This is a genomic window from Streptomyces sp. NPDC058663 (assembly GCF_042716745.1).
Taxonomy (GTDB): Bacteria; Actinomycetota; Actinomycetes; order Streptomycetales; family Streptomycetaceae; genus Streptomyces.
Genome location: NZ_JBHXRV010000030.1, coordinates 19,633 through 39,978, shown reverse-complemented (window position 1 = coordinate 39,978; position 20,346 = coordinate 19,633). Strand labels below are relative to the sequence as shown.

At 69.2% G+C, this 20,346-nt stretch carries 16 protein-coding genes; 8 read left to right on the top strand and 8 right to left on the bottom strand.

Annotated elements, in window-relative coordinates; translation table 11 throughout:
- Positions 1-132: 132 nt before the first annotated feature.
- From ACFWVV_RS22145 to ACFWVV_RS22110, 8 genes are all read left to right on the top strand, one after another.
- Positions 133-543 carry a response regulator transcription factor gene (locus ACFWVV_RS22145; protein ID WP_384354396.1) on the top strand — a complete coding sequence of 137 codons (411 nt, stop codon included), beginning with the start codon at positions 133-135 and terminating at the stop codon, positions 541-543.
- Positions 544-629: 86 nt separating this feature from the next.
- Complete coding sequence (locus ACFWVV_RS22140; protein ID WP_384354398.1) at positions 630-812, top strand: FDLD family class I lanthipeptide; 183 nt, start codon at positions 630-632, stop codon at positions 810-812.
- 210 nt (positions 813-1,022) lie between these two features.
- Positions 1,023-2,273: a lanthionine synthetase C family protein gene (locus ACFWVV_RS22135; protein ID WP_384354400.1), complete on the top strand. Its 1,251-nt coding sequence runs from the start codon at positions 1,023-1,025 to the stop codon at positions 2,271-2,273.
- 3 nt (positions 2,274-2,276) lie between these two features.
- Positions 2,277-5,318: a lantibiotic dehydratase gene (locus tag ACFWVV_RS22130; RefSeq protein ID WP_384354402.1), complete on the top strand. Its 3,042-nt coding sequence runs from the start codon at positions 2,277-2,279 to the stop codon at positions 5,316-5,318.
- Positions 5,315-7,171 carry an ABC transporter ATP-binding protein gene (locus ACFWVV_RS22125; RefSeq protein WP_384354404.1) on the top strand — a complete coding sequence of 619 codons (1,857 nt, stop codon included), beginning with the start codon at positions 5,315-5,317 and terminating at the stop codon, positions 7,169-7,171. Before ACFWVV_RS22130 ends, ACFWVV_RS22125 begins: the two co-directional genes overlap by 4 nt.
- Before the next feature lie 31 nt (positions 7,172-7,202).
- On the top strand, positions 7,203-8,144 hold the full coding sequence (locus tag ACFWVV_RS22120) for an LLM class flavin-dependent oxidoreductase (RefSeq protein ID WP_384354406.1): 942 nt from the start codon (positions 7,203-7,205) through the stop codon (positions 8,142-8,144).
- Between the two features lie 73 nt (positions 8,145-8,217).
- Positions 8,218-9,462: an erythromycin esterase family protein gene (locus ACFWVV_RS22115; protein WP_384354408.1), complete on the top strand. Its 1,245-nt coding sequence runs from the start codon at positions 8,218-8,220 to the stop codon at positions 9,460-9,462.
- 723 nt (positions 9,463-10,185) lie between these two features.
- Positions 10,186-10,593: an FKBP-type peptidyl-prolyl cis-trans isomerase gene (locus ACFWVV_RS22110; protein ID WP_384354410.1), complete on the top strand. Its 408-nt coding sequence runs from the start codon at positions 10,186-10,188 to the stop codon at positions 10,591-10,593.
- Between the two features lie 67 nt (positions 10,594-10,660).
- Here the strand turns inward: ACFWVV_RS22110 and ACFWVV_RS22105 are convergent, their stop codons facing one another.
- From ACFWVV_RS22105 to ACFWVV_RS22070, 8 genes are all read right to left on the bottom strand, one after another.
- Positions 10,661-11,326: an SGNH/GDSL hydrolase family protein gene (locus tag ACFWVV_RS22105; RefSeq protein ID WP_384354412.1), complete on the bottom strand. Its 666-nt coding sequence runs from the start codon at positions 11,324-11,326 to the stop codon at positions 10,661-10,663.
- A gap of 70 nt (positions 11,327-11,396) precedes the next feature.
- The gene (locus tag ACFWVV_RS22100) at positions 11,397-12,239 is read right to left on the bottom strand and encodes a sugar phosphate isomerase/epimerase family protein (RefSeq protein WP_384354414.1); all 843 of its coding nucleotides are present in this window, start codon (positions 12,237-12,239) and stop codon (positions 11,397-11,399) included.
- Positions 12,240-12,336: 97 nt separating this feature from the next.
- Entirely contained in the window at positions 12,337-13,776 is a 1,440-nt protein-coding gene (locus tag ACFWVV_RS22095; RefSeq protein ID WP_384354416.1) for a polysaccharide lyase 6 family protein, read from the bottom strand.
- A 281-nt stretch (positions 13,777-14,057) separates the two neighbouring features.
- Positions 14,058-15,491: a chondroitinase-B domain-containing protein gene (locus ACFWVV_RS22090; RefSeq protein WP_384354418.1), complete on the bottom strand. Its 1,434-nt coding sequence runs from the start codon at positions 15,489-15,491 to the stop codon at positions 14,058-14,060.
- A 34-nt stretch (positions 15,492-15,525) separates the two neighbouring features.
- Positions 15,526-16,872 carry an alpha-L-fucosidase gene (locus ACFWVV_RS22085; RefSeq protein ID WP_384354420.1) on the bottom strand — a complete coding sequence of 449 codons (1,347 nt, stop codon included), beginning with the start codon at positions 16,870-16,872 and terminating at the stop codon, positions 15,526-15,528.
- A gap of 228 nt (positions 16,873-17,100) precedes the next feature.
- Complete coding sequence (locus ACFWVV_RS22080; RefSeq protein WP_384354422.1) at positions 17,101-17,967, bottom strand: carbohydrate ABC transporter permease; 867 nt, start codon at positions 17,965-17,967, stop codon at positions 17,101-17,103.
- Positions 17,964-18,935, bottom strand: a complete 972-nt coding sequence (locus ACFWVV_RS22075) for a carbohydrate ABC transporter permease (protein ID WP_384354424.1) — start codon at positions 18,933-18,935, stop codon at positions 17,964-17,966. The genes ACFWVV_RS22080 and ACFWVV_RS22075 overlap by 4 nt, the downstream gene beginning before the upstream one ends.
- Entirely contained in the window at positions 18,932-20,260 is a 1,329-nt protein-coding gene (locus tag ACFWVV_RS22070; protein ID WP_384354426.1) for an extracellular solute-binding protein, read from the bottom strand. The genes ACFWVV_RS22075 and ACFWVV_RS22070 overlap by 4 nt, the downstream gene beginning before the upstream one ends.
- Positions 20,261-20,346 lie beyond the last annotated feature (86 nt).

Sequence of the window (20,346 nt, the reverse complement as noted above, 5' to 3'; positions counted from 1 at the left end):
CATGAGAACCATCTGACCCTTTGTCGGCATTTCCCGTATCTCGGGAACCTCCGAACCGGGGCAACACCAGGACAGACCCTCCTGGCCCTCAGTCCCGGTCGCAGCACTTCGCATGGAAATTCAGGGGGAATTATGCGAGCAGATCAAGTCATACTCGGGCAGGCGGCCGTGCACCAATCGAAGGACTGTTGTGGGTGCGGGCACTCCACGGCCATTGATGAGCCGAAGTGGAAGCATGCGCTGAAGAGAGTCAACAGGCTGACCCCGCGGGAGCGCGAGGTGTTCACGCTGTTGTCCGAGGGCTCGTCCAACCAGTGGATGGCCGACCAGCTCAAAGTTACCGAACGCACGGTCCGCGCACATCTCACCGCCATCATGGAGAAACTCGAAACCGACTCCAGGATGGCGGCCTGCCTGGCAGCTTATTACTTCCATACCGAACTAAGCACCCACCACTCGATTCCATCCGAGCAGCACCATGCGTCGGCAGCCGTGGGAAAGACTGTCGCAGACGACAATGGCGCTCCGCCGCCGCCTGAGTGAGCATTTCTTTCGAGCGTGGAGCACAACCTTCACGCACCCGCGCCGATGCTGTGCGGGTTCTCCCACAATGATCGAAAGGAATGAACATGTCGGACGCATTCGACCTGGACGCTCAGGTCAACACGCCGAAGGCCGGTAACCCGGAGCTCGGTCCGCCGTCTATCTCGACCGTCGCGACCCGGCTGGTCTGCACCCGCGTCACCTGCAAGCCGACCTGCACCTGCAACTGCACCACTGTCTGCACTGCCCTGTGCCGCGCCGAGCAGTAATCCGCAGTAATCCGCGGTAATCCAGGGCGCGGAGCAATGCGACGGGTGCTGCCGTGATGCTGACACGGCAGCACCCGTCCACCGCCATGGCCTCCGAGCCCCGTCATGAGACAAGGAAGAAAGATGCCACGCGTCCCTGACACTACTGACAGCTGGATCGGGCTGGAAGACGGCCTACTGGCGGAACGAGTTCGGCGCACGGTCACTCACGTGACGGAATTAACCTCGGATACCACGCAGCTCACCGAGCTCGTGCTGCGGAGCTCTGAGCAGTCTCCCCAGCCAACTGCCTGGTACCCACCCAGTGTCAGCAGTGGACAGGCCGGCGCCACTCTGCTGCACCTTTACGCTGCTTCGGCCGGCCTGAGCAGCCTGGACACAGCGTTCCACCACATCCGTGAAGCGGTGGCTGCCACCTCCATCGAACCGCTGAGCGGTCCGGGGCTCTTCGCCGGCACCAGTGGTCTCGCGCTCACGGTGGCCGAATGCGTGCGGCTGGAACCACGCTTCCGCCCCAGCCTCGACCGACTGCACGAGCAACTGGCCGACCAGGTGCTCGAGACCGATTACCCGAGGGTCGAGCGAGCGGTCAGCGACCTCGACTACGACCTCATCACCGGAGCGGCCGGGATACTGGCCTATCTGAGCTCCGTCGAGGAGCCGACGGACCGGATTCGCGAGGCGGCCGAGCGGCTGCTCGATTACCTGATCTGGCTCACCGGCCCGGCCCGGACCCCTGCCACCCCCCACCGCTGGCTGCTCACCCCCGAGGTCTACCCACCCCTGCCCAGTTACCGGGAGAAGTGGCCCCACGGCTATCTGAACCTGGGGCTCTCACACGGCATGCCAGGGGTCGCCGCCGCGCTGGCTGTGGCCTGGCGCGCGGGTCTGCGCAGGCCGGGACACCGGGCCGCCATCGACACCCTGACCACCTGGATCGTCGCCCAGCCACACTCCGACGAGTACGGCCCGGTCTGGCCGGACGGCACCGGCGTCAGCGCGGAGGGTGCGGAACTCACCTTCTCGTGCGCGGGCGACCAGCTCGCCTGGTGCTACGGCACCGCGGGGGTCGCCGGTGCCCTGCTGACCGTCGCCGAGAGCCTGGGCGACGACAGTCTGCGCAAGCTGGCCGTCGAGGCGTTCGAGGCCGTACTGCAGCGCACCGCCCAGACGCGCCCGCTGTCGCCCACTCTCTGCCACGGACACGCCGGACTCCTCATGATGTGCCTCGAGTTGGCGCCGTGGAGCGCCGCGGCCCGAGCGGCGCTGCCACGACTCACCGAGGAGTTGCTGGACTATGCCGACCCGCAGCGGCCCCTGCTCTTCGCCGACCAGGACGAGCCGGGTGTCCTGGTGGACGATCCCACCCTGCTCACCGGTGCCACCGGCGTGGCGCTGACGCTGCTGGCCGCGCTGGGTGCTGAGCGGCCCAGCTGGTTCCGCCTCTTCCTCGCGAGGTGAAACATGACCACCTACACACCCGCAGGCTTCTTCATGCTGCGCACTCCCGCACTGCCGTTCGCCGAGTTCCTCGACCTGATGGAGGACCCGCACCAGACTGACGAGAAGGTGCTACGACTCGCGCAGCGGCCGGATGTACGACGTGCCCTGCTCGTGGCGAGCGAGGACCTGACCGCAACCCTGGACCGTGGCCTGGACGAACTCAGCCCGAAGCGGGCGGCCAAGGTGCGCTCGCGGCTGCTTCGCTATCTCATCAGAATGGCCACCAGGCCCACGCCGTTCGGCGCGTTCTCCGGTGTGGCGATCGGCACCTTCGGCCCCAGCAGCACGCTGCGCCTCGGCAGCCCGGCGCTCAAGCGGCTGCGGGTGCGTACCGACATGAGTTGGCTGCTGTCGTGGCTCAAGGAGGTCGAAGAGGACCCAGAGCTGCTGCGGCACCTCCCGGTCCGCCTGAACCCGATGGCCCACCGGGCCGGTGACCGGATCGTCCTGCCGCAGGCGGACAAGTACGGTCAGGGCGATAACAGGGCAGTGCGCATCCGGGCGACCCCGGCCGTCGACGCGGTACGGGCCGCCGCGGTCGGCTCCCTCCCGTACCAGCGGATAGTCGACGAACTCGCCGCCGCCTTCCCGCAGGAAAGCATCGACACAGTCGAAGGTCTGGTCCGCCAGCTCTGGGACCTCGGGTTCCTGGTTGGCGATCTACGACCGTCGCAGACTGCGGCCCGCCCGGAGCAGGATGTGTTGAAGGCCCTGGCCGACGTACCGCATGCCACCGAGGCTGCGGACCGGCTGCGCGGCGTCGCCGAACTGGCCGAGCGCGCCGACGATGTCGCCTCGCTACGCCGGCTCAAGGCCGCCCAAGACGCACTGCTGCCGGAGCACCGGGGCCAGCCTTATCAGGCCGACGCCTCACTCGACCTGCGCGCCCCCCACCTGAACGCGTCCGTCGGGGAAGCCGCAGCAGATGCCGTGGACGTACTGATGCGGCTGTCCACGACGCTGGGGGGCGCGCACCATCTCACGCGCTACCGCGAGGAGTTCGACGAGACCTACGGGGCCGGTACGCGCGTGCCGGTGCTCGAACTCCTCAGCGCCGACCAGGGTCTCGACGCCCCGCCCACTTACACCATGCCCCAACGCAGCATCGAGCTGCCATCCGCACCGCAGCCGGACGCCAGCCGCAGGGACCAGGCGCTGCTCGGCTTCGCCCAGGAGGCGTGGTGGCAGCGCGCGCAGGAGGTCGAGCTCACCGACTCCTGGCTCGACCGGATCGCGCCGCGCTCGGACAGTGGGGTCTGGCCGCCGGTCATGGACGCCTATCTACAGATCGCCGCCGCCAACCGGGGGGCGGTCGACGCCGGGGAGTGGCGTGCGGTCCTGCGCTCCGACGGGCTTGCGCATGGCGGCCGGACCTTCGGCCGCTTCCACGATCTCATCGACGAACCCTCGCTACGGCTGCTTCACGACTTCGCCCAGCAGGAGGAGCGGCTGAGCCCCGAGGTGGCGTACGCGGAGCTCGCCTATCTCCCGTCGTACGGCAGGGCCGCGAACGTCGCGGTCCGACCGAGCGTCCGGCCGCACGAGATTCCGATCAACACCGCTCCCTCCGTCGCCGAGGACCGGACGATCCCGCTCGACGACATTCTCGTCGGAACCACGAACCGCCGCTTCTACCTGTGGTCCCAGCGGCTCGACCGGGAGGTCGTGGTCGCGCAGCACCACATGCTGAGTCCGGCGCTGGCGCCGAACGTGGCGCGGTTCCTGATCGAGGTGTCACTGGACGGCTATGTGCTGCCGACCGGCTTCTACTGGGGAGTGCTTGAATCGTCCCCCTTCCTGCCCCGGGTCACACGCGGCCGGATCGTGCTGCGTGGCGCCCAGTGGCAGATCACGAAGCAGGAACGCGACGACCTGGACGGCTGGTTCGCCCGCTGGCAGGTGCCGCGTTACGTCTTCCTGGTGGACGGGGACAACCGACTGCTGCTCGACCTCGACAACCCCCGCTGTGTCGAGGAGCTGCGCGCCGAACTCCGCACCAAGCCGGCGGCCGTGCTGCACGAGATGCTGCCGGGCCCGGACCACACCTGGCTGAGCGACGAGGACGGCCGAACCTACCTTGAGGAGCTCGTCGTTCCGGTCATCGCCAAGGACGCCGGACGAGTGACGCGCGACGCCGTCTCCCGCGCCCCCCAAGTGCCGGTCCAACGCCACCTGCCAGGAGGTGAATGGACGTTCCTGAAGCTCTACGCCGCGCCCGAGCGCCATGACGAGATCATCACGGGTCCGCTGCGCGCGGTCATGGCCGAGCTACGCGCACACGGCCTGCTGGACCGCTGGTTCTACCTGCGCTACGCCGACCCGTTCCCGCATCTGCGTATCCGCGCGCGGAGTTCGGCCGCGGCAGAGCTCCTCGCCGCACTCGCCGGCTGGGGCCGCGACATCGTCACGCAGGGCCTCGCACGGGACCTCGCGGTGTCCAGCTACGCCCCCGAGGTGGCCCGGTACGGCGGCGTGGAGACGTTCGACGCCGTGGAGCGGCTCTTCACCGCCAACAGCGAGGTGACCGCGGGGATCATCGCTGCGAAACTCGGCCTCGAACCGGAGTTTCTCGGCGTCGCCGTGCTGGACATGCTCCACGACCAATGGGGTATGCCCCTCATGGAGCGGTCCACCCGGATCAGCCACGTCAAGGAGGACCAGGCCGCCCGTAGGCAGTTCCGGGACAACCGCGACTACCTGTGTGAACTCCTCAGCCCCTGGGAGCGGTTCACCCACCCCGAGGGAGCACGGCACCGTACCCGACTCGCCGAGCTTCTCGCCCCCCAGGCCGCCGCCGTCACCGAGGTCGCCGATGCCGTACGCGCGGCAACCGCAAGCGGCACTCTGGTCGGCACCGCGGACGAGGTGCTCGGCAGTCTGGCCCATATGCAGATCAACCGGCTCCTCCCAGTAGATCTCGAGCGTGAGACACACTGCCATCGGCTCTGGGGCCAGACCCTTCGCGCCATCCGCGGCCGACTGGCGGCAGGGGGGCAGCGATGATCTGGCTCCGCGTGATGCGGCTCTTCTGGCAGCTGAGTCGTGTACGGGTCACGGCGTACACCGTCGTGACGATCCTGTCCGCCGCCGTGCCCGGCATCCAGATCGCGTTGACCGCAGCGGCCGTGCAGGCCGTCGCGGACGCGATCGGCGGGGCGGAGGCAGCACGGGACCAAGCGCTCCGGTACGCCGTGCTGCTGCTGGTGCTGTCGGTCACCAGCCATCTGCTCGGCACCTGTGTCCAGTACCTGGACTCCCTGCTCAGGCTGGAGCTCACCACGAAGATCGGTGAGCGCGTGATGCGCAAGGGGACGCGCCTGGAGCTACAGCAGTACGAGAGCGCCGACTCCTACGACAAGCTTCAGCGCGCCTTTCAGGAGAGCAACGGAGGCCGGATCTATCAGCTGTTCTCCCAGCTCCTGGACGCCGGACGCGACCTGATCACCATCGTTTCGGTGAGCTCGGTCCTGTTCATCTGGAGTCCCTGGGTGGCACTGCTCATCCTGCTCGCCCCCATACCCGCGGCCATCTCCCACATGGTCTACGCACACAAGGCGTTCGAGATTGAGTTTGCCCGGGCACCCGAGCGGCGGCGCCTCTTCTACTACCAGTACCTGACCACCACCGACCACTCCTTCAAGGAGGTCCGTCTCTTCCAGCTGGCGCCCACGCTCGTCGACCGGTACCGCGAGCTCGTGCAGAAGTTCTTCCGGGTGGACAGGGGACTGGCCCGTCGGCAGTCGCTACTCTCCGGGTTGCTCGGCACCCTGAGCGTCGGCGCATCCTCCGGAGCGATCATCTGGGCCATCCACAGCTCGATCAGCTCCGGCCAGATCGGCCAGCTCGCCGGCTATCTCCAGGCGATCGGCACGATCCAGGTGACCGCCATCAGCATGCTGCTCGGCTTCTCTACGCTCTACAAAGACACCCTCTTTCTCGGCAACCTCTTCGACTTCTTCGACATGCCGGAGCACGACATCACCGGTGGCAGCCGGGACTTCCCCACGAAGCTGACCAAGGGCATCGAGTTCCGCCACATCAGCTTCGCCTATCCGGGTACGGACAAACTCGTCCTGGACGATGTGAGCTTTCGGCTGGCGGCGGGTGAGTGCATGGCGCTCGTCGGCCGGAACGGCGCCGGGAAGACGAGCATCGTCAAGCTGCTCACCCGTCTCTACGAGCCGACCAGCGGACAGATCCTGATCGACGGCGTACCCATCGAGGAGTACGACATCGAGCAGCTCCAGCGGAACATGGGCGTGATCTTCCAGGACTTCATCCGGTACGAGATGCGGGTCCGGGAGAACATCGGATTCGGCGACGTCGACTCCCTGACGGACGACGCACGCATTCACAGCGCCGCGCAGGCCGGCGGTATCGCACCGGCCGTCGACACTCTCCCCCACCGCTACGACACCATGCTCGGCCGCCACTTCGAGGAAGGGCACCAGCTCTCCGGCGGCCAGTGGCAGAAGATCGCACTCAGCCGTGCGTTCATGCGCAAAGCCCCGATCGTGGTACTCGACGAACCGACCGCCGCCATCGACGCGGCCGCCGAGGCCGAGATCTTCGGCCGGCTACGCACCGTCGCAGAGGGCGCAACCTCACTCCTCATAGCGCACCGCTTCTCGACCGTACGCATCGCAGACAAGATCATCGTCATCGAGAACGGCAAGCTGATCGAGGAGGGCTCGCACAAGAAGCTCATGAAGCTCGGCGGTACCTACGCCTACCTCTTCAACCTCCAGGCCGCCGGCTACACCTCCGAGGGCCGGCCCGGAGCCGACGACACTCCCGAGACCGCGACCGAGACCGCGACCCCCGAGGCCGAGCCTCGGGCCGCCGGACAGGGATGACGACATGCGCTGTTCCATCATCTTTCCCACTATGGCGAAAGACCCGCTGAGCCTTGTTCCCTTCGCGGAGCTGGTCAAGGAAGGGCACGCCGCGCGGCTGTGGCAGGGACAGTCGCTGAGTCTGGAAACGCACCAGATGTTCGCCTACCTGGCCGGCCGCGGCTTCGACATCCCCGTCGGGACGAGCGTCGTGCTGATGCCGATGCGGCACGCCTTCGAAGCCGCCGTACAGGCACGCTCGCTATCGCGCCTGACCAGCCACCGCACCGTGCTGGGCGTCGGGCCCGGAGCTCCGGACTTCACCGCCGAGCTGCGGGGCGAGCCCTACCCGAGCCCGCGCGCCGCGTGTGTCGACTACCTGGACGCGATGCGACGGTTCCTCGGCGACGAGGACGCCTCCCCCGCAGGTACGGAACCGGGCACCGCACCCCTGCTCCCCCCCCTCGACCACCCCGGCGTGGAGCTCGGTCTTGGCGTGCTGCGGCCGGTACTGGCGCGGGCCGCGGGGATGGCCGCCGACGTGGCGATCAGCTGGATGACGCCCCCGGCCTACGTCCGGGACGTACTGCTGCCCGCCATGGCCAAGGGCGCGGCGCAGCGCGGCCGAGCCGTGCCCCGGATGACCACCGTGGTGCACGCGGCCCTGGCGGGGCGCGGCCGGAACCCCTATCAGCTTGCGCTCTCCGCAGCGAAGGCTCATCTCAGCACCGCGCACTACACCGACATGCTGCGGCAGGCCGGTCTGCGGATGCATGCTTCTCAGCCGTATCTCGGCGCGCGTGCCCTGGTTGATTCGGGCACATTTCTCCATGGTTCGGCCGAGGAGATCCGCGACGGACTCCGCGCGTACGAGGATGCCGGGGTCGACGAAGTCGTCCTGAATCTCTCCGGTGTGGCCGCGACATACGGCTACGGTGCGGCGGCGGAGGATCTACGCCGCATCCTGACCGAGGTCGGGATGCGACACCGCTGACCGGACGGAGTGACGGGGAGAGGGGAAAGTCACCGTGGGAACTCGCCATGGGAAGTCACCGACGCCGCAGGGCGTGACGAAATGGCTGGCGGAGCACGCCTGGCGGCTGGAGCGCCTCACCGCGGGCGGGCAATGCCAGGACCTGGTGCCCTTCGGTGCCGCCCTGTCCGAGGCGCGCATCGTCGGCCTCGGCGAAGCCACGCACGGAACCCGTGAGTTCTTCCAGCTCAAGCACCGGATCGTGGAGTTCCTCGTCACAGAAGTCGGCTTCACCACACTGGCGCTGGAGGCGAGCGAATCCGCCGCCCGGGCCGTGGACGGCTACGTCCAGGGCGGTGACGGCGACCCTGCGGAGCTGATCGGGCGTCTCGGGTTCTGGACCTGGCACACCGAGGAGATGCGCGCGCTGGTGGTCTGGATGCGTGCGCACAACCAGAGTGCCGCGCCCGGCCGTCGGGTGCGATTCGTCGGCATCGACCCACAGCGTTCCGGGGCCTCCGTCGCGTACGTCACCGACTTCCTCCGCCGGGTCGCGCCGACGGAGGCGGCGGCCACGCAGTCCGCGCTCGCACCGCTCAGCACCGCCCGGCCGGGGAGCCGCCCCGACCCGCAGCAGGCGCTCCGCGGCTCGGCCGAGCGCCTGCTGGGCCTGTTGACCGACCGGCAGGCGGAGTTCACCGCGAAGGTGGGCGCCGCGGAGACCGAGGTGGCGATCGACCACGCCCGCGTGCTGGTCAGGTCTGCGGACCTGGTCACTCTCCCCTTCGACGCACGCCTGTTCACCGCCCGCGACCGGTACCTGGCCGAAGCCGTGAGCGCCGTCGCCGACGGCGCCCAAGCGGCCGATCCGGCCGACAGCAGCGAGGAGAAGGTCGTGGTCTGGGCGCACAACGGCCATATCTCCCGGGGCCACTACATGCCCGGCGTGCCCGCCCTCGGCTACCACCTGCACCAGCGCTACGGCGACGCCTACTACGCCCTGGGCATGCTCTTCGGCGCGGGCGCGTTCCGGGCCCGCCGCGGCCGCAACATGCACCGGCCCGCCGTACCGCACCGGATCAGCAGGCTGGGAGCAGGCTCGCTGGAGGCCGAGCTCGCTCAGGCTGTTCCGGGCGACCACCTCATCGACCTGCGCGCCGCGCGGACCGCCACCGCCGAGGTACGGGACTGGCTGGGCAAGCAGCACAGGCATCGCAGCTTCGGCGCCAACGTGCCACGCTTCACCTACCGGCTGCACCACGCCCCGACCGCGCCCACTCAGGACTACGACGGCCTCGCCTATGTCAACACCTCCACCTGCTCCCGCCCCCTGCCATGAACAGGCGCCGGCCGGGGGGCCGGATGACGGCGCAGGCGAGCCGATAGCTCGACGGCAGGCCGGACCCCAGGCCCCCCACCTCGCACCGGCCCGCTCCCGCCGACCGACAGGCCGGGCAGGCGCGGAGCGATGTGTTCTACGTCGGGCCATGGCGCCACTTCCTCCGACGGACAAATGCAGCAGTGTCCTCAGGACGCCGGTGCGCGGGAAGAAGGACTACCAGCCACGGTGCGCATTGGTGCGGTAGCAACTTCTAAGGCGGCGTGGTGGCGCCGTTGCAGCTCTTCGCGTTCGCTGTCGGGGATCGCCATGCGTGACGCCCGCGCGGTTCTATCTCGCCGTGTGGCTCTGCGGCGCCCACCGACTGGAGTCGGTAGAACGGGCCACCCGTGAGAGCGTCCTCCACTCTCCCGATCGCTCCCACGGACTTTCCCCCTCCGAACCGCCCCTGCCGCACGGGCCAGTAGCTACCAAGATCCGGACCATCCCCGGACCAGTCCCCGCCCCAAAGCCTTGCAGGGTTCCATTTCCGCAGGTCAACCCGAGTGCAGCTGCTGTACTACCAGCAGACGAAGAACGTTTTGGTCAGCTACTCCACCAGGAAGATGGGCCTCCTTTAACGTCTCGAACGGCGCTCTCGGTAGCGTGGCCAGCTGCCGCATGGGGAGTCCATGGGGCCGGCTGGTCCGTGCGGGGGTTCCGGACGGGAGTGATGAGGTTGCGATGGGTGAGCTGGCGAAGCCCGAGGTGCGCGTTCCGGAGGGTGAGGCTCCTGGCGAGCTGACCGTGCGGGACCTGGTCGTCGGGGACGGGGCCGAGGTGAAGTCCGGCATGGTGGTCAGGGTCCACTACGTCGGGGTGACCTTCGAGTCCGGGAGGGAGTTCGATGCCTCCTGGGACCGGGGCGAGCCGTACAAGTTCGCCCTGGGCGGCGGCAAGGTCATCAAGGGCTGGGACCGGGGGGTGCGGGGGATGAGGGTCGGCGGTCGGCGCGAGATCGTCGTTCCTCCTCGTCTCGGCTACGGCAACCAGTCGCCCACGGCGTTGATCCCGGCGGGCTCGACCCTGGTGTTCGTGGTGGACCTGCTCGACGCGTATTCCCGCACCGCCGGGTGGAGCAGGGAGCGGTGACCCCGGCCGGCCCTGCCCCCTTCGGGCCGGCCGGGAGGGCGGAGCATCCTCCGAGGGCGCCGGGGCGCTACCGGCGCGGGCCGGGAGTGCGCCCCTCGAACGCGGCGAGCCAGGCGTCGGCGATCAGCCGGTGGCCGAGGGGGCTCGGGTGGACGCCGTCCGGGGCCAGTTCCGTCGCGGTGTGTTCCTGTGCCGCGCGGTTCAGGACACGGTCCGCGCGGACCACCTGGGCTCCGTTCCCCAGGGCGGCGCGCAGGACGGCCTCGGTGCGGGGCAGCAGGTCCTCGAACCAGCCTTCCTGCTCCGGGGTGACGGGCAGCAGGAAGGGGGTGATGACGATCAGCCGTGCGGCGATGGTCTGCGCGGTGCCCGCCAGGAGGCGGTCGAGGCATGCTTCGAACTCGTCGACCGGGCTGGGGAGTCCGCTGTCGTAGTGCCGCCAGGTGTCGTTGATGCCGATCTTGACCGTGACAACGGTGGGCCGGAGGTCGGTGACGTCGGTGGCCCAGCGGGATGCGAGGTCGTACACGCGGTTGCCGTTGAGTCCCTTGTTGATGATCCGGGGTGACCGGCTTCGGGTGGGTCCGGGCCCGGCGTGCGTCCGGTCGCGCAGGGTCCGCGCGATCTCGTGGACGTATCCGTTGCCGAGCGACACGGCATCTGCCCGGTCGCGGCCCGCGTCGGTGATGGAGTCTCCGATGAACAGGAGCGTGTCGTCTTCGTTGAGGGGCATGTCTGCCGTCCTGGCGTCGTGTGAAAGGACTGGGGGCGAGAAGATCATCGCTCTCCCGCTTGCCGGTCGACTACGGCTGTGGAAGCGGTCGTTGTGCTGCGGCGCGGCGCAGCGTCCCGGCCTCGCGCCCCAGCACGGTGGGATCGTCGCCGGGCACGAACTCCAGCAACGCCTCGACGCGGCGACCGGCGAGCCGGCGGAGCGCGGCGGCCCACAAGTTCTCCCGTTCGGCCAGCCGCAGCCGGGTGTTGCCCGGCCACCACGAGAAGGCGTGCACGGCGGTGACCCGGTCGCCCAACTCGGCGAGCCCCGCCAGCGCCTCCTCGTCGGGTGCGTCGAGCGGCGGTTGCCAGTAGGTACGGACGTTGTCCATGCCCACCTCCTCCAGCAGTCGCAGGGTCGACGCGACGGTGTCGGTGAGCGTCCCCTGGTGGAACTCCGTTGCCAGCTCCAGTCCGTGGTCCGCGGCGATCCGGCCCGCCTCCCGCAGACAGGTCACGGCGCGGTGCCGCTCGTCCGGCGGGGTGGCCGCCGATCCGGTTCCGCCCGCCCAGACCCGTACCCGCGGCGCACCGAGAAGCACCGCGGCCCGGGCGACGGCCGGGAAGTGGGTCATTTCGCCCGGGGTGGCCCGGAAGTACGAACCGTACGAGCAACAGGCGAGCCCGTGCCGGTCGGAAACGTCACGGACCGCGCGGACGGAGTCCGGTTCCCCGGGCGGCGCGTGCACGTCCGCTCCCCACTCGACCACCTCCAGGCCCGCGTCCGCCGCGCACCGCGCGACCTCGGCGGCGGGCAGCCGGCGGAAGGTGACCGAGCACAGGCCGAGTCGGATCGCGCCGACGTCGGGGCCGACTTCCGGCGGCTGGCTCGGGGACCCGTCCGCAACACCGTAATTCTTCTCCTCGGTCACTCCACTGCCTTCCTGCCGTTGTCGTGCACACGTGCATCCTCCGGGGCCCGTCGGCGGGCGTCCGTATCCGGACGCCCGCCCCTTCACCGGTGGCCGGTCATGCCGCGTTCGGGCCCACGTCCGCGGCGGTGAGCGGGCGCCGGAGCGCGGGTGTTGTCGCGTACTCGTCGGCGCCGATGTCGCGTGCACTTCCGCGCGGATCCCCGTCGATGTCGTCGGCCACCGCCGGGTTGCCCAGGGTGGCGGCGCCGATCGCCGGGCTTGCGGATGTCAGTCGCAGAACACCGTCCTGGCCCGCGGCCAGCCGGGGGTCGGCCCGGGTGAAGCCGCCGGAGGGGATGTTGCCGTTGGCGGCATCACCCCACAGCAGGTTGCTCCGCCAGGTGAAACCCGCTGTGGCTCCCATCGCGACGAGGCTGCCGGAGTTGGCGACCAGCAGGTTGTCGGCGACGACGACGTTCCGCGGCTCGTAGGCCCTGCTCTCGCCGGAGAGCGTCTTGGTGTTGTTCAGCAGGGAGTTGTGGACGATCACCGCACCGTCGCAGGCGTCGTTGCCCCTCCTTTCCTCCTCCGATTCGTCCGGATGGTGGTCACGGGTGGATCCGCTGCCGATCACCAGAGCATTGCCCGACAGCCCGCTGAGGTAGTTGTTGACGATCAGGTGGTTGTTGCCGTAGACCCGTATTCCGTCTTCGCCGTCGATCAGGTAATTGCCCTGCACCGTCGAGCGGTTGCCGTGTCTCAGCACGATCCCGCCGCGGCTGTCACGGATGGTGTTGTACTGGATGGTGTTGCCCGAGGACTTCACCGAGATGGCCTCGGGGTCTCCGTCGCACCGCTCGAACAGGTTGTACTCCACCTTCGCCTTGGCGTCGGACAGTGCACGGCCACTGACTCCGAGCCGGATCGCCTCTCCGCCGTTGTCCCCCGAGAACCTGTGGTCGGAGAAGTGGTTCTTGAAGACGTGCAGGTTCTGCGCCATGACTCCCGTGCGGGGATCGTCCGAGCCGGGGCCGTCGAGGACGAGGAAGACACCGAGGGTGGTCTTGTTGTGGAAGTGGTTCCTGTCGATCTTCGAGTCGTTCGCCCGCACGAGGACCCAGTACTTGTCGCCGGTGTCTGCGAACTGGAAGTCGTTGCGGGTCAGCCGGATCGACGAGCAGCTCGCCGGTATCTCCATCGTGGTGCTCTGACGCAGGGAGAAGCCGCTGAGGGTGATGTTGCTCGAATTGCTGAGGACGAAGCCGCGTGCGCCGCGGAGCACGGCGCCGCCGCGGGTCTTCGAGACGATGGTGATCTGCGCCGCGGTGCCGTGCTTGCCGGAGATGGTGATGGCGCCCCCCGATGGCACGGTGTATGTGCCGTCGGCGACGACGATCCGATCCCCCGGTACGGCGGCATTGATCGCGCTCTGCAGTTGGGCCAGGGAAGAGACCGGTATGTCGGCCGCTGATGCGCTCCCGGACAGCGAGGTGGTGAGGGGGACGGCGGCGAGTGCGGCCACGGCGGAGCTTTTGAGGAACGTGCGTCGTTGCATGGTGCCTCCTGTGGGGACGGGAAGGTACCGGCGGGTCAGCGGGTCCTGGCCCTCCGGGGTGCGAACGGACGTGCGCGGTCGGTGGACGGAGCGGCGTGCGCGGCCGGTGGACGGCGCGGCGTGCGCGGTCGGTGGACGGAGCGGCGTGCGCGGCCGGTGGACGGCGCGGCCGGTGGACGGACCGGCGTGCGCGGCCGGTGGACGGCGCGGCCGGTGGACGGACCGGCGTACTCGGCCGGTGGACCGACCGGCGTGGTCAGCCGGTGGACCGGCCGGCCTGTTCAGCCGGCCTGCGGGCCGACGTCTGCCGCGGTCAGCGGCCTGCGCCTCGGGGCCCGGCGGGAGTACTCGTCCGCGCCCACGTCCCGGGCCCAGCCGCGCGGCTGCCCGTCGATGTCGCGGGTGACGGGCGGCCACCGGAGCGTGCCGGCGTTGATCGCCGGGCTGTCGGCGGCCGGCCGCAGGATGCCGTCCGGGCCGGCGACCAGCTTCGGGTCGGTACGGGTACCGCCGCCGGCGGGGATGTTGCCGTCGTCGGCGCCGCCCCACAGGAGGTTGCCCGACCAGGTGAAGCGCACGGTGTTCGCCATCGCGACCAGCTGGCCCGAGTCCGCGACCAGCAGGTTGTCGGCAACGGTGACGTCCCGTGGCTCGTGCGGGCGGTGGCTCTCGCCGGAGAGCGTGCCCTGGTTGTTCACCAGGGTGTTGTACGCGATGAGGATCCGGTCGGGGGCGTCGTTGCCGCGGCGCTCGGCGGGCGTCTCGCCGGGCACGTGGTCGCGCCGGGAGCCGCTGCCGATCACCATGGCACGACCGGACAGGCCCGCGAGGTAGTTGTTGACGATCACCTGGTCGTTGCCGTAGATCCGCACGCCTTCCGTACCGTCGACGAGATGGTTGCCCTCCACCCGGTTGCGGTTGCCGTGCCGCAGCACGATCCCGCCGAGGCTGTCACGGATGGTGTTGTAGCGGATGGTGTTGTCCGAGGACTTCACCGAGATCGCTTCCGGGTCGCCGTTCGCCCGCTCGAACAGGTTGTACTCCACGACTGCGTGGGCGCTGGACAGCGCGCGGGGGCTGACCCCGAGCCGGATCGGCTCGCCGCCGTTGGACCCGGCGAAGCTGTGGTCGGAGAAGTGGTTGCGGTACACGTGGACGCGCTGGGCCATCCCGTCCTCGCCCGCGCCCTCGATGCCCAGGTAGATGCCGAGTGTGCTCTTGCCGTGGAAGTGGTTGTGGTCGACCACGCTGTCGTCCGCGCGCACCATCACCCAGTGCAGGCCCTCGATGTCGGCCAGCTGGAAGTCGTTGCGGGTGAGCCTGATGTGCGAGCAGTCCGGGGGGACGTCCAGGGTGCTGCTCTGCCGGAAGGAGAAGCCGCTGAGGGTGATGTGCCGGGACGCCGCGAGGACGAAGCTCTGCGCGCCGTTCAGCACGACTCCGCCGCGGGTGCGGGCGGCGATGGTCACGGGCGCGCGCCGGGTGCCCCGCTTGTTGCGGATGGTGAGGGGCCGGTCCGGCGGGACGGTGTAGGTGCCGTCGGCCACGACTATCCGGTCTCCCGGGCGGGCCCGGTCGATCGCGGCCTGGAGTTCGTCCAGTGAGCCGACCGCCGCCGGGGCCGCCGTCGCGCCGACGGCCGCCGGTCCTCCGACGGGGGCGGCGGCCAGTGCGACTCCGGCCGCGGTGCCTCTGAGGAACGTGCGTCGTTGCATGGTGCCTCCGTGAGCTGGTGGATCGGGGTCGGGCTCAGCCGTCGGCGCGGTCGGCCGAGGTGTCCAGGAACAGTTCGATGACGGGTACGGGGGTGTCGGGGCGCCGGACCGGGACCTGGAGGGTGAGCGTCCCGGCGGGCTGTCCGCCCATCTCGGTGTTGACGGCGGGCCGGTCCGGGTCGATGTGGATCCGGACGATCTCGGACGCGTCGTTGAGAAGCTGGGCGTAGCGCACCCTGCCTGCGAGGCCGGGCAGGTGCAGATGACGCGGCGGCCAGGCGAACAGGTGGACGTAGAGCCGGTCGCCGCGCTGGGTGTACCGGCAGTCGGCAGGGGCGGTGTACGGGGACGGGCCGCAGCCGCGGACCGACCTCTCGTGCAGCTCCGTCCACCGGCCGACCTCCGTGAGGACCGCGGCGTCGCGCGGGTCGAGCTCACCGCGGCCGGTGGGGCCCACGTTGAGCAGGAGATTGCCGCCCTTGGACACCCCGTCGACGAGCATGCGGATCAGCAGGTCGGCACTCTTGTGGTCGAGGTTGTCGCGGTCGTAGCCCCAGCTCCCGTTGAGGGTCTGGCAGGCCTCCCAGAGCACCGGGCGCCCGTCCTGGGTCATCGGGCCCGAGGGCTGGTACTGCTCGGGGGTGACGAAGTCGCCGGGCAGACCGGTCCTGTCGTTGACGAGTACGTGCGGCTGGAGTTCACGGATCGTCTCCAGGAGCTTCGGGGAGTCCCAGTCGTCGGGCCCCTTGCCGCCCCACCAGCTGCGCCCGGCGTAGGAGAAGTCGAAGAACAGGTAGTCGACGCGCCCGAACGAGGTCAGCAGTTCGCGGACCTGGCCGTGCAGGTAGCGCTGGTAGTCGCGGATGTCCCGGTCGGCGTGAGCGGCCTTGAACTCCTCGTCGTCGCGTTGCGGATGGGTGCCGTCCACGGGGAACGACGGATGGTGCCAGTCGATCAGCGAGTAGTAGAGGCCGACCTTGAGCCCTTCGGCGCGGCACGCCTCGACGAACGGGCCGACGAGGTCGCGGCCGTACGGGGTGTTGGTGACCTTGTATGCAGTGAGGTCGCTGTCCCAGAGGCAGAAACCGTCGTGGTGCTTGGCGGTCAGGACGACGTACCGCATGCCCGCGGCCCTGGCCGACCTGGCCCACTGGACCGGGTCGTAGCGGTCGGGGTCGAAGTGGTCGAAGTAGACCTGGTACTGCTCGTCGGTCAGCTTCTCCCGGTTCTTGACCCATTCGTGCCGGGCTGCGAGGGAGTAGAGGCCCCAGTGGACGAACATGCCGAACCGGGCGGTGGTGAACCAGGTGGTCTCCGGCGCTTCTCCGGTGGCCGGGGCCCCGGGCAGGGGCGCCGGAGGAGAGTCGGTGTGCGGGGTCATCGGGTATCGCTCCTTGTGGTCGCCGTCCGGTGCCGGTGGGGTGCGCCGGAAAGCTGCCGGTGGTACGGGGGGGTGGGATCGGGGGACGCGTTACGGGTACCGGATGTGCGGCGACGGTCCGGCCGGGCCGTGGCGCGGGGAACGCTGCGGCTGCGGGCCCGGCCCTTCAGGGACCGGAGGACGGAGTGCGGGGCCGGCCCTTCGGGGGCCGCAGGACAGAAGACAGGGTCAGCCCTTCAGAGCGCCGGAGGAGAGGCCGCTGACGAAGGAGCGCTGGAAGAAGAGGAAGACGATCACGGACGGCAGCAGGGCCAGCAGGGCTGCGGCCAGCACCACGCCGGGGGTGACGTCGGGGTCGATCCGCAGGGTCCGCAGTGCCAGCGGGAGCGTGTAGGACGAGGCGTCCGTGGAGACGAGGAGGGGCAGCAGGTACTGGTCCCAGATCATGGTGAAGCCGAAGACCCCGATGACGCCCAGGGCCGGCTTGCACATCGGCAGGATGATCTGGAAGAAGATCCGCAGGTCGCCGGCACCGTCGATGCGGGCGGCCTCCTCCAGCTCCCGTGGCACGTCCTTCATGAACTCGGTCATCACCAGGATGGAGAATCCCCAGGCGCCCAGCGGGACGATCATTCCGGCCAGTGTGCCGATGAGGTTGAAGTGGAATACCGGCAGGTCGGCGAGGATCAGGGACAGCGGCAGGGCCAGGATCTCCTCGGGCAGCATCAGCGTTGCGAGGATGGCGACGAGCACCAGCGTCATGCCGGGAAAGACCTTCCTGGCCAGGGCGTATCCGGCCAGGACGGACACGGCCACCTGGAGCAGCAGTCCGAAGCCGACCACGAAGAACGAGTTCAGCAGGTAGCCGAGCACGCCCTGGTCGAAGGCGACCTGGAAGTTGTCCAGCGTGATTCCCGACGGGACGACGCTCAGCTGTGTCGGATCCTTGACGTGGCCGAAGGCGCTGACGAGCAGGGCCAGCAGCGGCCCGCCGAAGACGATCAGGACCAGCAGGTAGAGGACGGCCTTCAGGACCCGCCCGCCGGCGCTGCGGCTCTCGGTCAGGCCCAGCGCGGTCTCGGTCGGCACGGTCATTTGCTTTCCCTCCGCCGCAGCAGTTGGACAACGACGGTCAGGATCAGGGTCGCGCCGAACAGCAGGACGGCCCCCGCCGCGCCGACGCCGAGCCGGTTCTGTTCCAGTCCGAGCTTGTAGATGAGGGTCATGACGACCTCGGTGGATCCGTCGGGCCCACCGTTGGTCAGCAGGAACACCTCGGTGAACACCCGCAGTCCGCGGATCGCGGCGAGGATGAACAGGATCGAGAACACCGAGCGCAGCCCGGGAACCGTGACGTACCACACCCGCTGCAGCCGGGACGCGCCGTCGACCTTGGCGGCCTCGTACAGACCGCGGTCCACGCTCGCCAGACCGGCGAGGAAGATCATCATGTCGTAGGGGGCGCCCCGCCAGATGCCGGTGAGCATGAGGGAGGCAATCGAGGTGTCGGGGTCGTTGATGAACCCCGAGGGGCCGAACCCCACCAGGCCGAGAAGGGAGTTGAGCATCCCGTCCTCGGTCGGGTGGTACATGATCCGCCAGAGTTCGGCGACGACCGCGATGGGCACCACCACCGGGAGGAACACGGCGGAGCGCACGAATCCCAGACGGCGGCTCTGCCCTTCCATCAGCAGCGCGAGGGCGAGGCCGAGAGCCATCGAGCCGGCCGTCTGTCCGGCGGCGAGGACGACGGTGTGCCACGCGGCGTCACGGAAGCCGTGGGACTGGAGCACCGTGACGTAGTTCTCGGCGCCGACCCACTTGTTTCCCAGGTAGGGCTGGACCTCCTGGAAGGACATGGTCAGCGCGCTGATCATGGGGATGAACTTGAAGTACAGGAAGAGCAGCAGAGCGGGAGCGAGGAACAGCCACGGTGTCCACCACCGGCCCGCTCTGCGGCCGTTCCTCCGGCGGAGGGCGGCCGCCGCGCCCCGCCCGCCCGCCGTGCGGGGGCCGGGGCCGGCCGCCGCAGGGGCGGCCGGATCAGCCTGGTCGAGGCTCATGACGCGGCGATCCCCTGCTCCTTGAGAATGCCGGCGAGCTGCTTGTCGAGCTCACCCAGCTTGGCCGTGAGATCCAGTCCGCAGTCGGCCATCAGGGCGTTCACGGCGTCCGCCGTCGCCTGCCGCACCGGGGTCCAGTTCGGGATGGAGGGCGCGTAGCGGCCGGTGTCCTGATACACCTCGGAGTAGGTCTTCCAGCGGGGGTCGGGACGGACCTGGGAGATGTTCACCGTCTTGTTGACGGGGAGTTGTACGACGAAGCCGGTGTCGCCCTCCATCCCGATCTTCTGGCCCTGGGCGGAGATGGCGAAGTCGACGAAGGCGTCCTGTCCGGCGCGGTTCTCGGAGCCGGCCATCAGGTAGACGGAACCGCCCTCGGCGAGGACCGTGGCGTCCTTGGGTCCCTTGGGCATCGGTACGACCTCGTACTTGTCCTTGCCGAGGGTCTCGTCGAATCGGGGCAGCATGTACGGCCCGACGACGAACATGCCGGTCCTGCCCGCCTCGAAGGTCTCGTTCGTCGGCGGGGTGTCCATGGTCACGGAACCCGGCTGGACGGACTTGTCCTTGCAGCCGAGGTCCCGGAACCACCGCATGGCCTCGACGGACGCCTTGGCGGTCATCGCCGGCTTGTACGTGCCCTTGCCGGCCTCGGTGATGAAGTCCCCGCCCGCGGCCCACAGGAAGTTGGAGAAGTACCAGGAGGCGTAGCCGCGTTTGGTGGAGAGCGGGGCGGCGAGGCCGGAGGTGTCCTGCTTGCCGTTGCCGTCGGGGTCCCGGGTGGTGAAGGCCTTGGCCATCGCGGCGAAGTCGTCCCAGCTCCGGGGTGCTTCGAGCTTCAGTTTCTGTCGCCAGTCCTTGCGGATGAGCAGTGCGGACGCCTGTGCCGAGTACGGCAGGGCGTACTGCTTGCCGTCCACGCTCTTGCCGGAGTCCAGGCCCTGCCCGATGACGTCCTTGCTGTTCTTTATCCTCCCCAGGTCTATCTCCCTGAGCAGGCCCTGGGTGTGCATCGCCCCGAGCTGCGTGACGTCGTTCATGACGAGGTCGGGCAGGTTCTTCTGTGCGGCCCGCTGCTGCAGCTTGGTCTCGAAGTCGTCGAAGATGGCCGTGACCTCGACCTTGTGGCCGGTGGCCTTCTCGAAGGCCTTGGCGAGCTTGAGCGCCCCCTTCTCCCCCGGTCCGCCCGGTGTCGTCCTGGTCCACAGTTCCAGGGTCGCGCGGGAGTTCTGCTTGGCATCCACTCCCGCGGGCCCGGAGGTACAGCTGGTGAGGACCAATGACGAGGCGAGAACACCCGCACCGATCCATCGCGATCTCTGCATGACAACTCCTGTTTCGCGGCTGCACAGTTGGCCTGGAAAGCGCTTGCTGGGACGGTAACGGGGCCCGTATCAGCGGTCAACAGTCC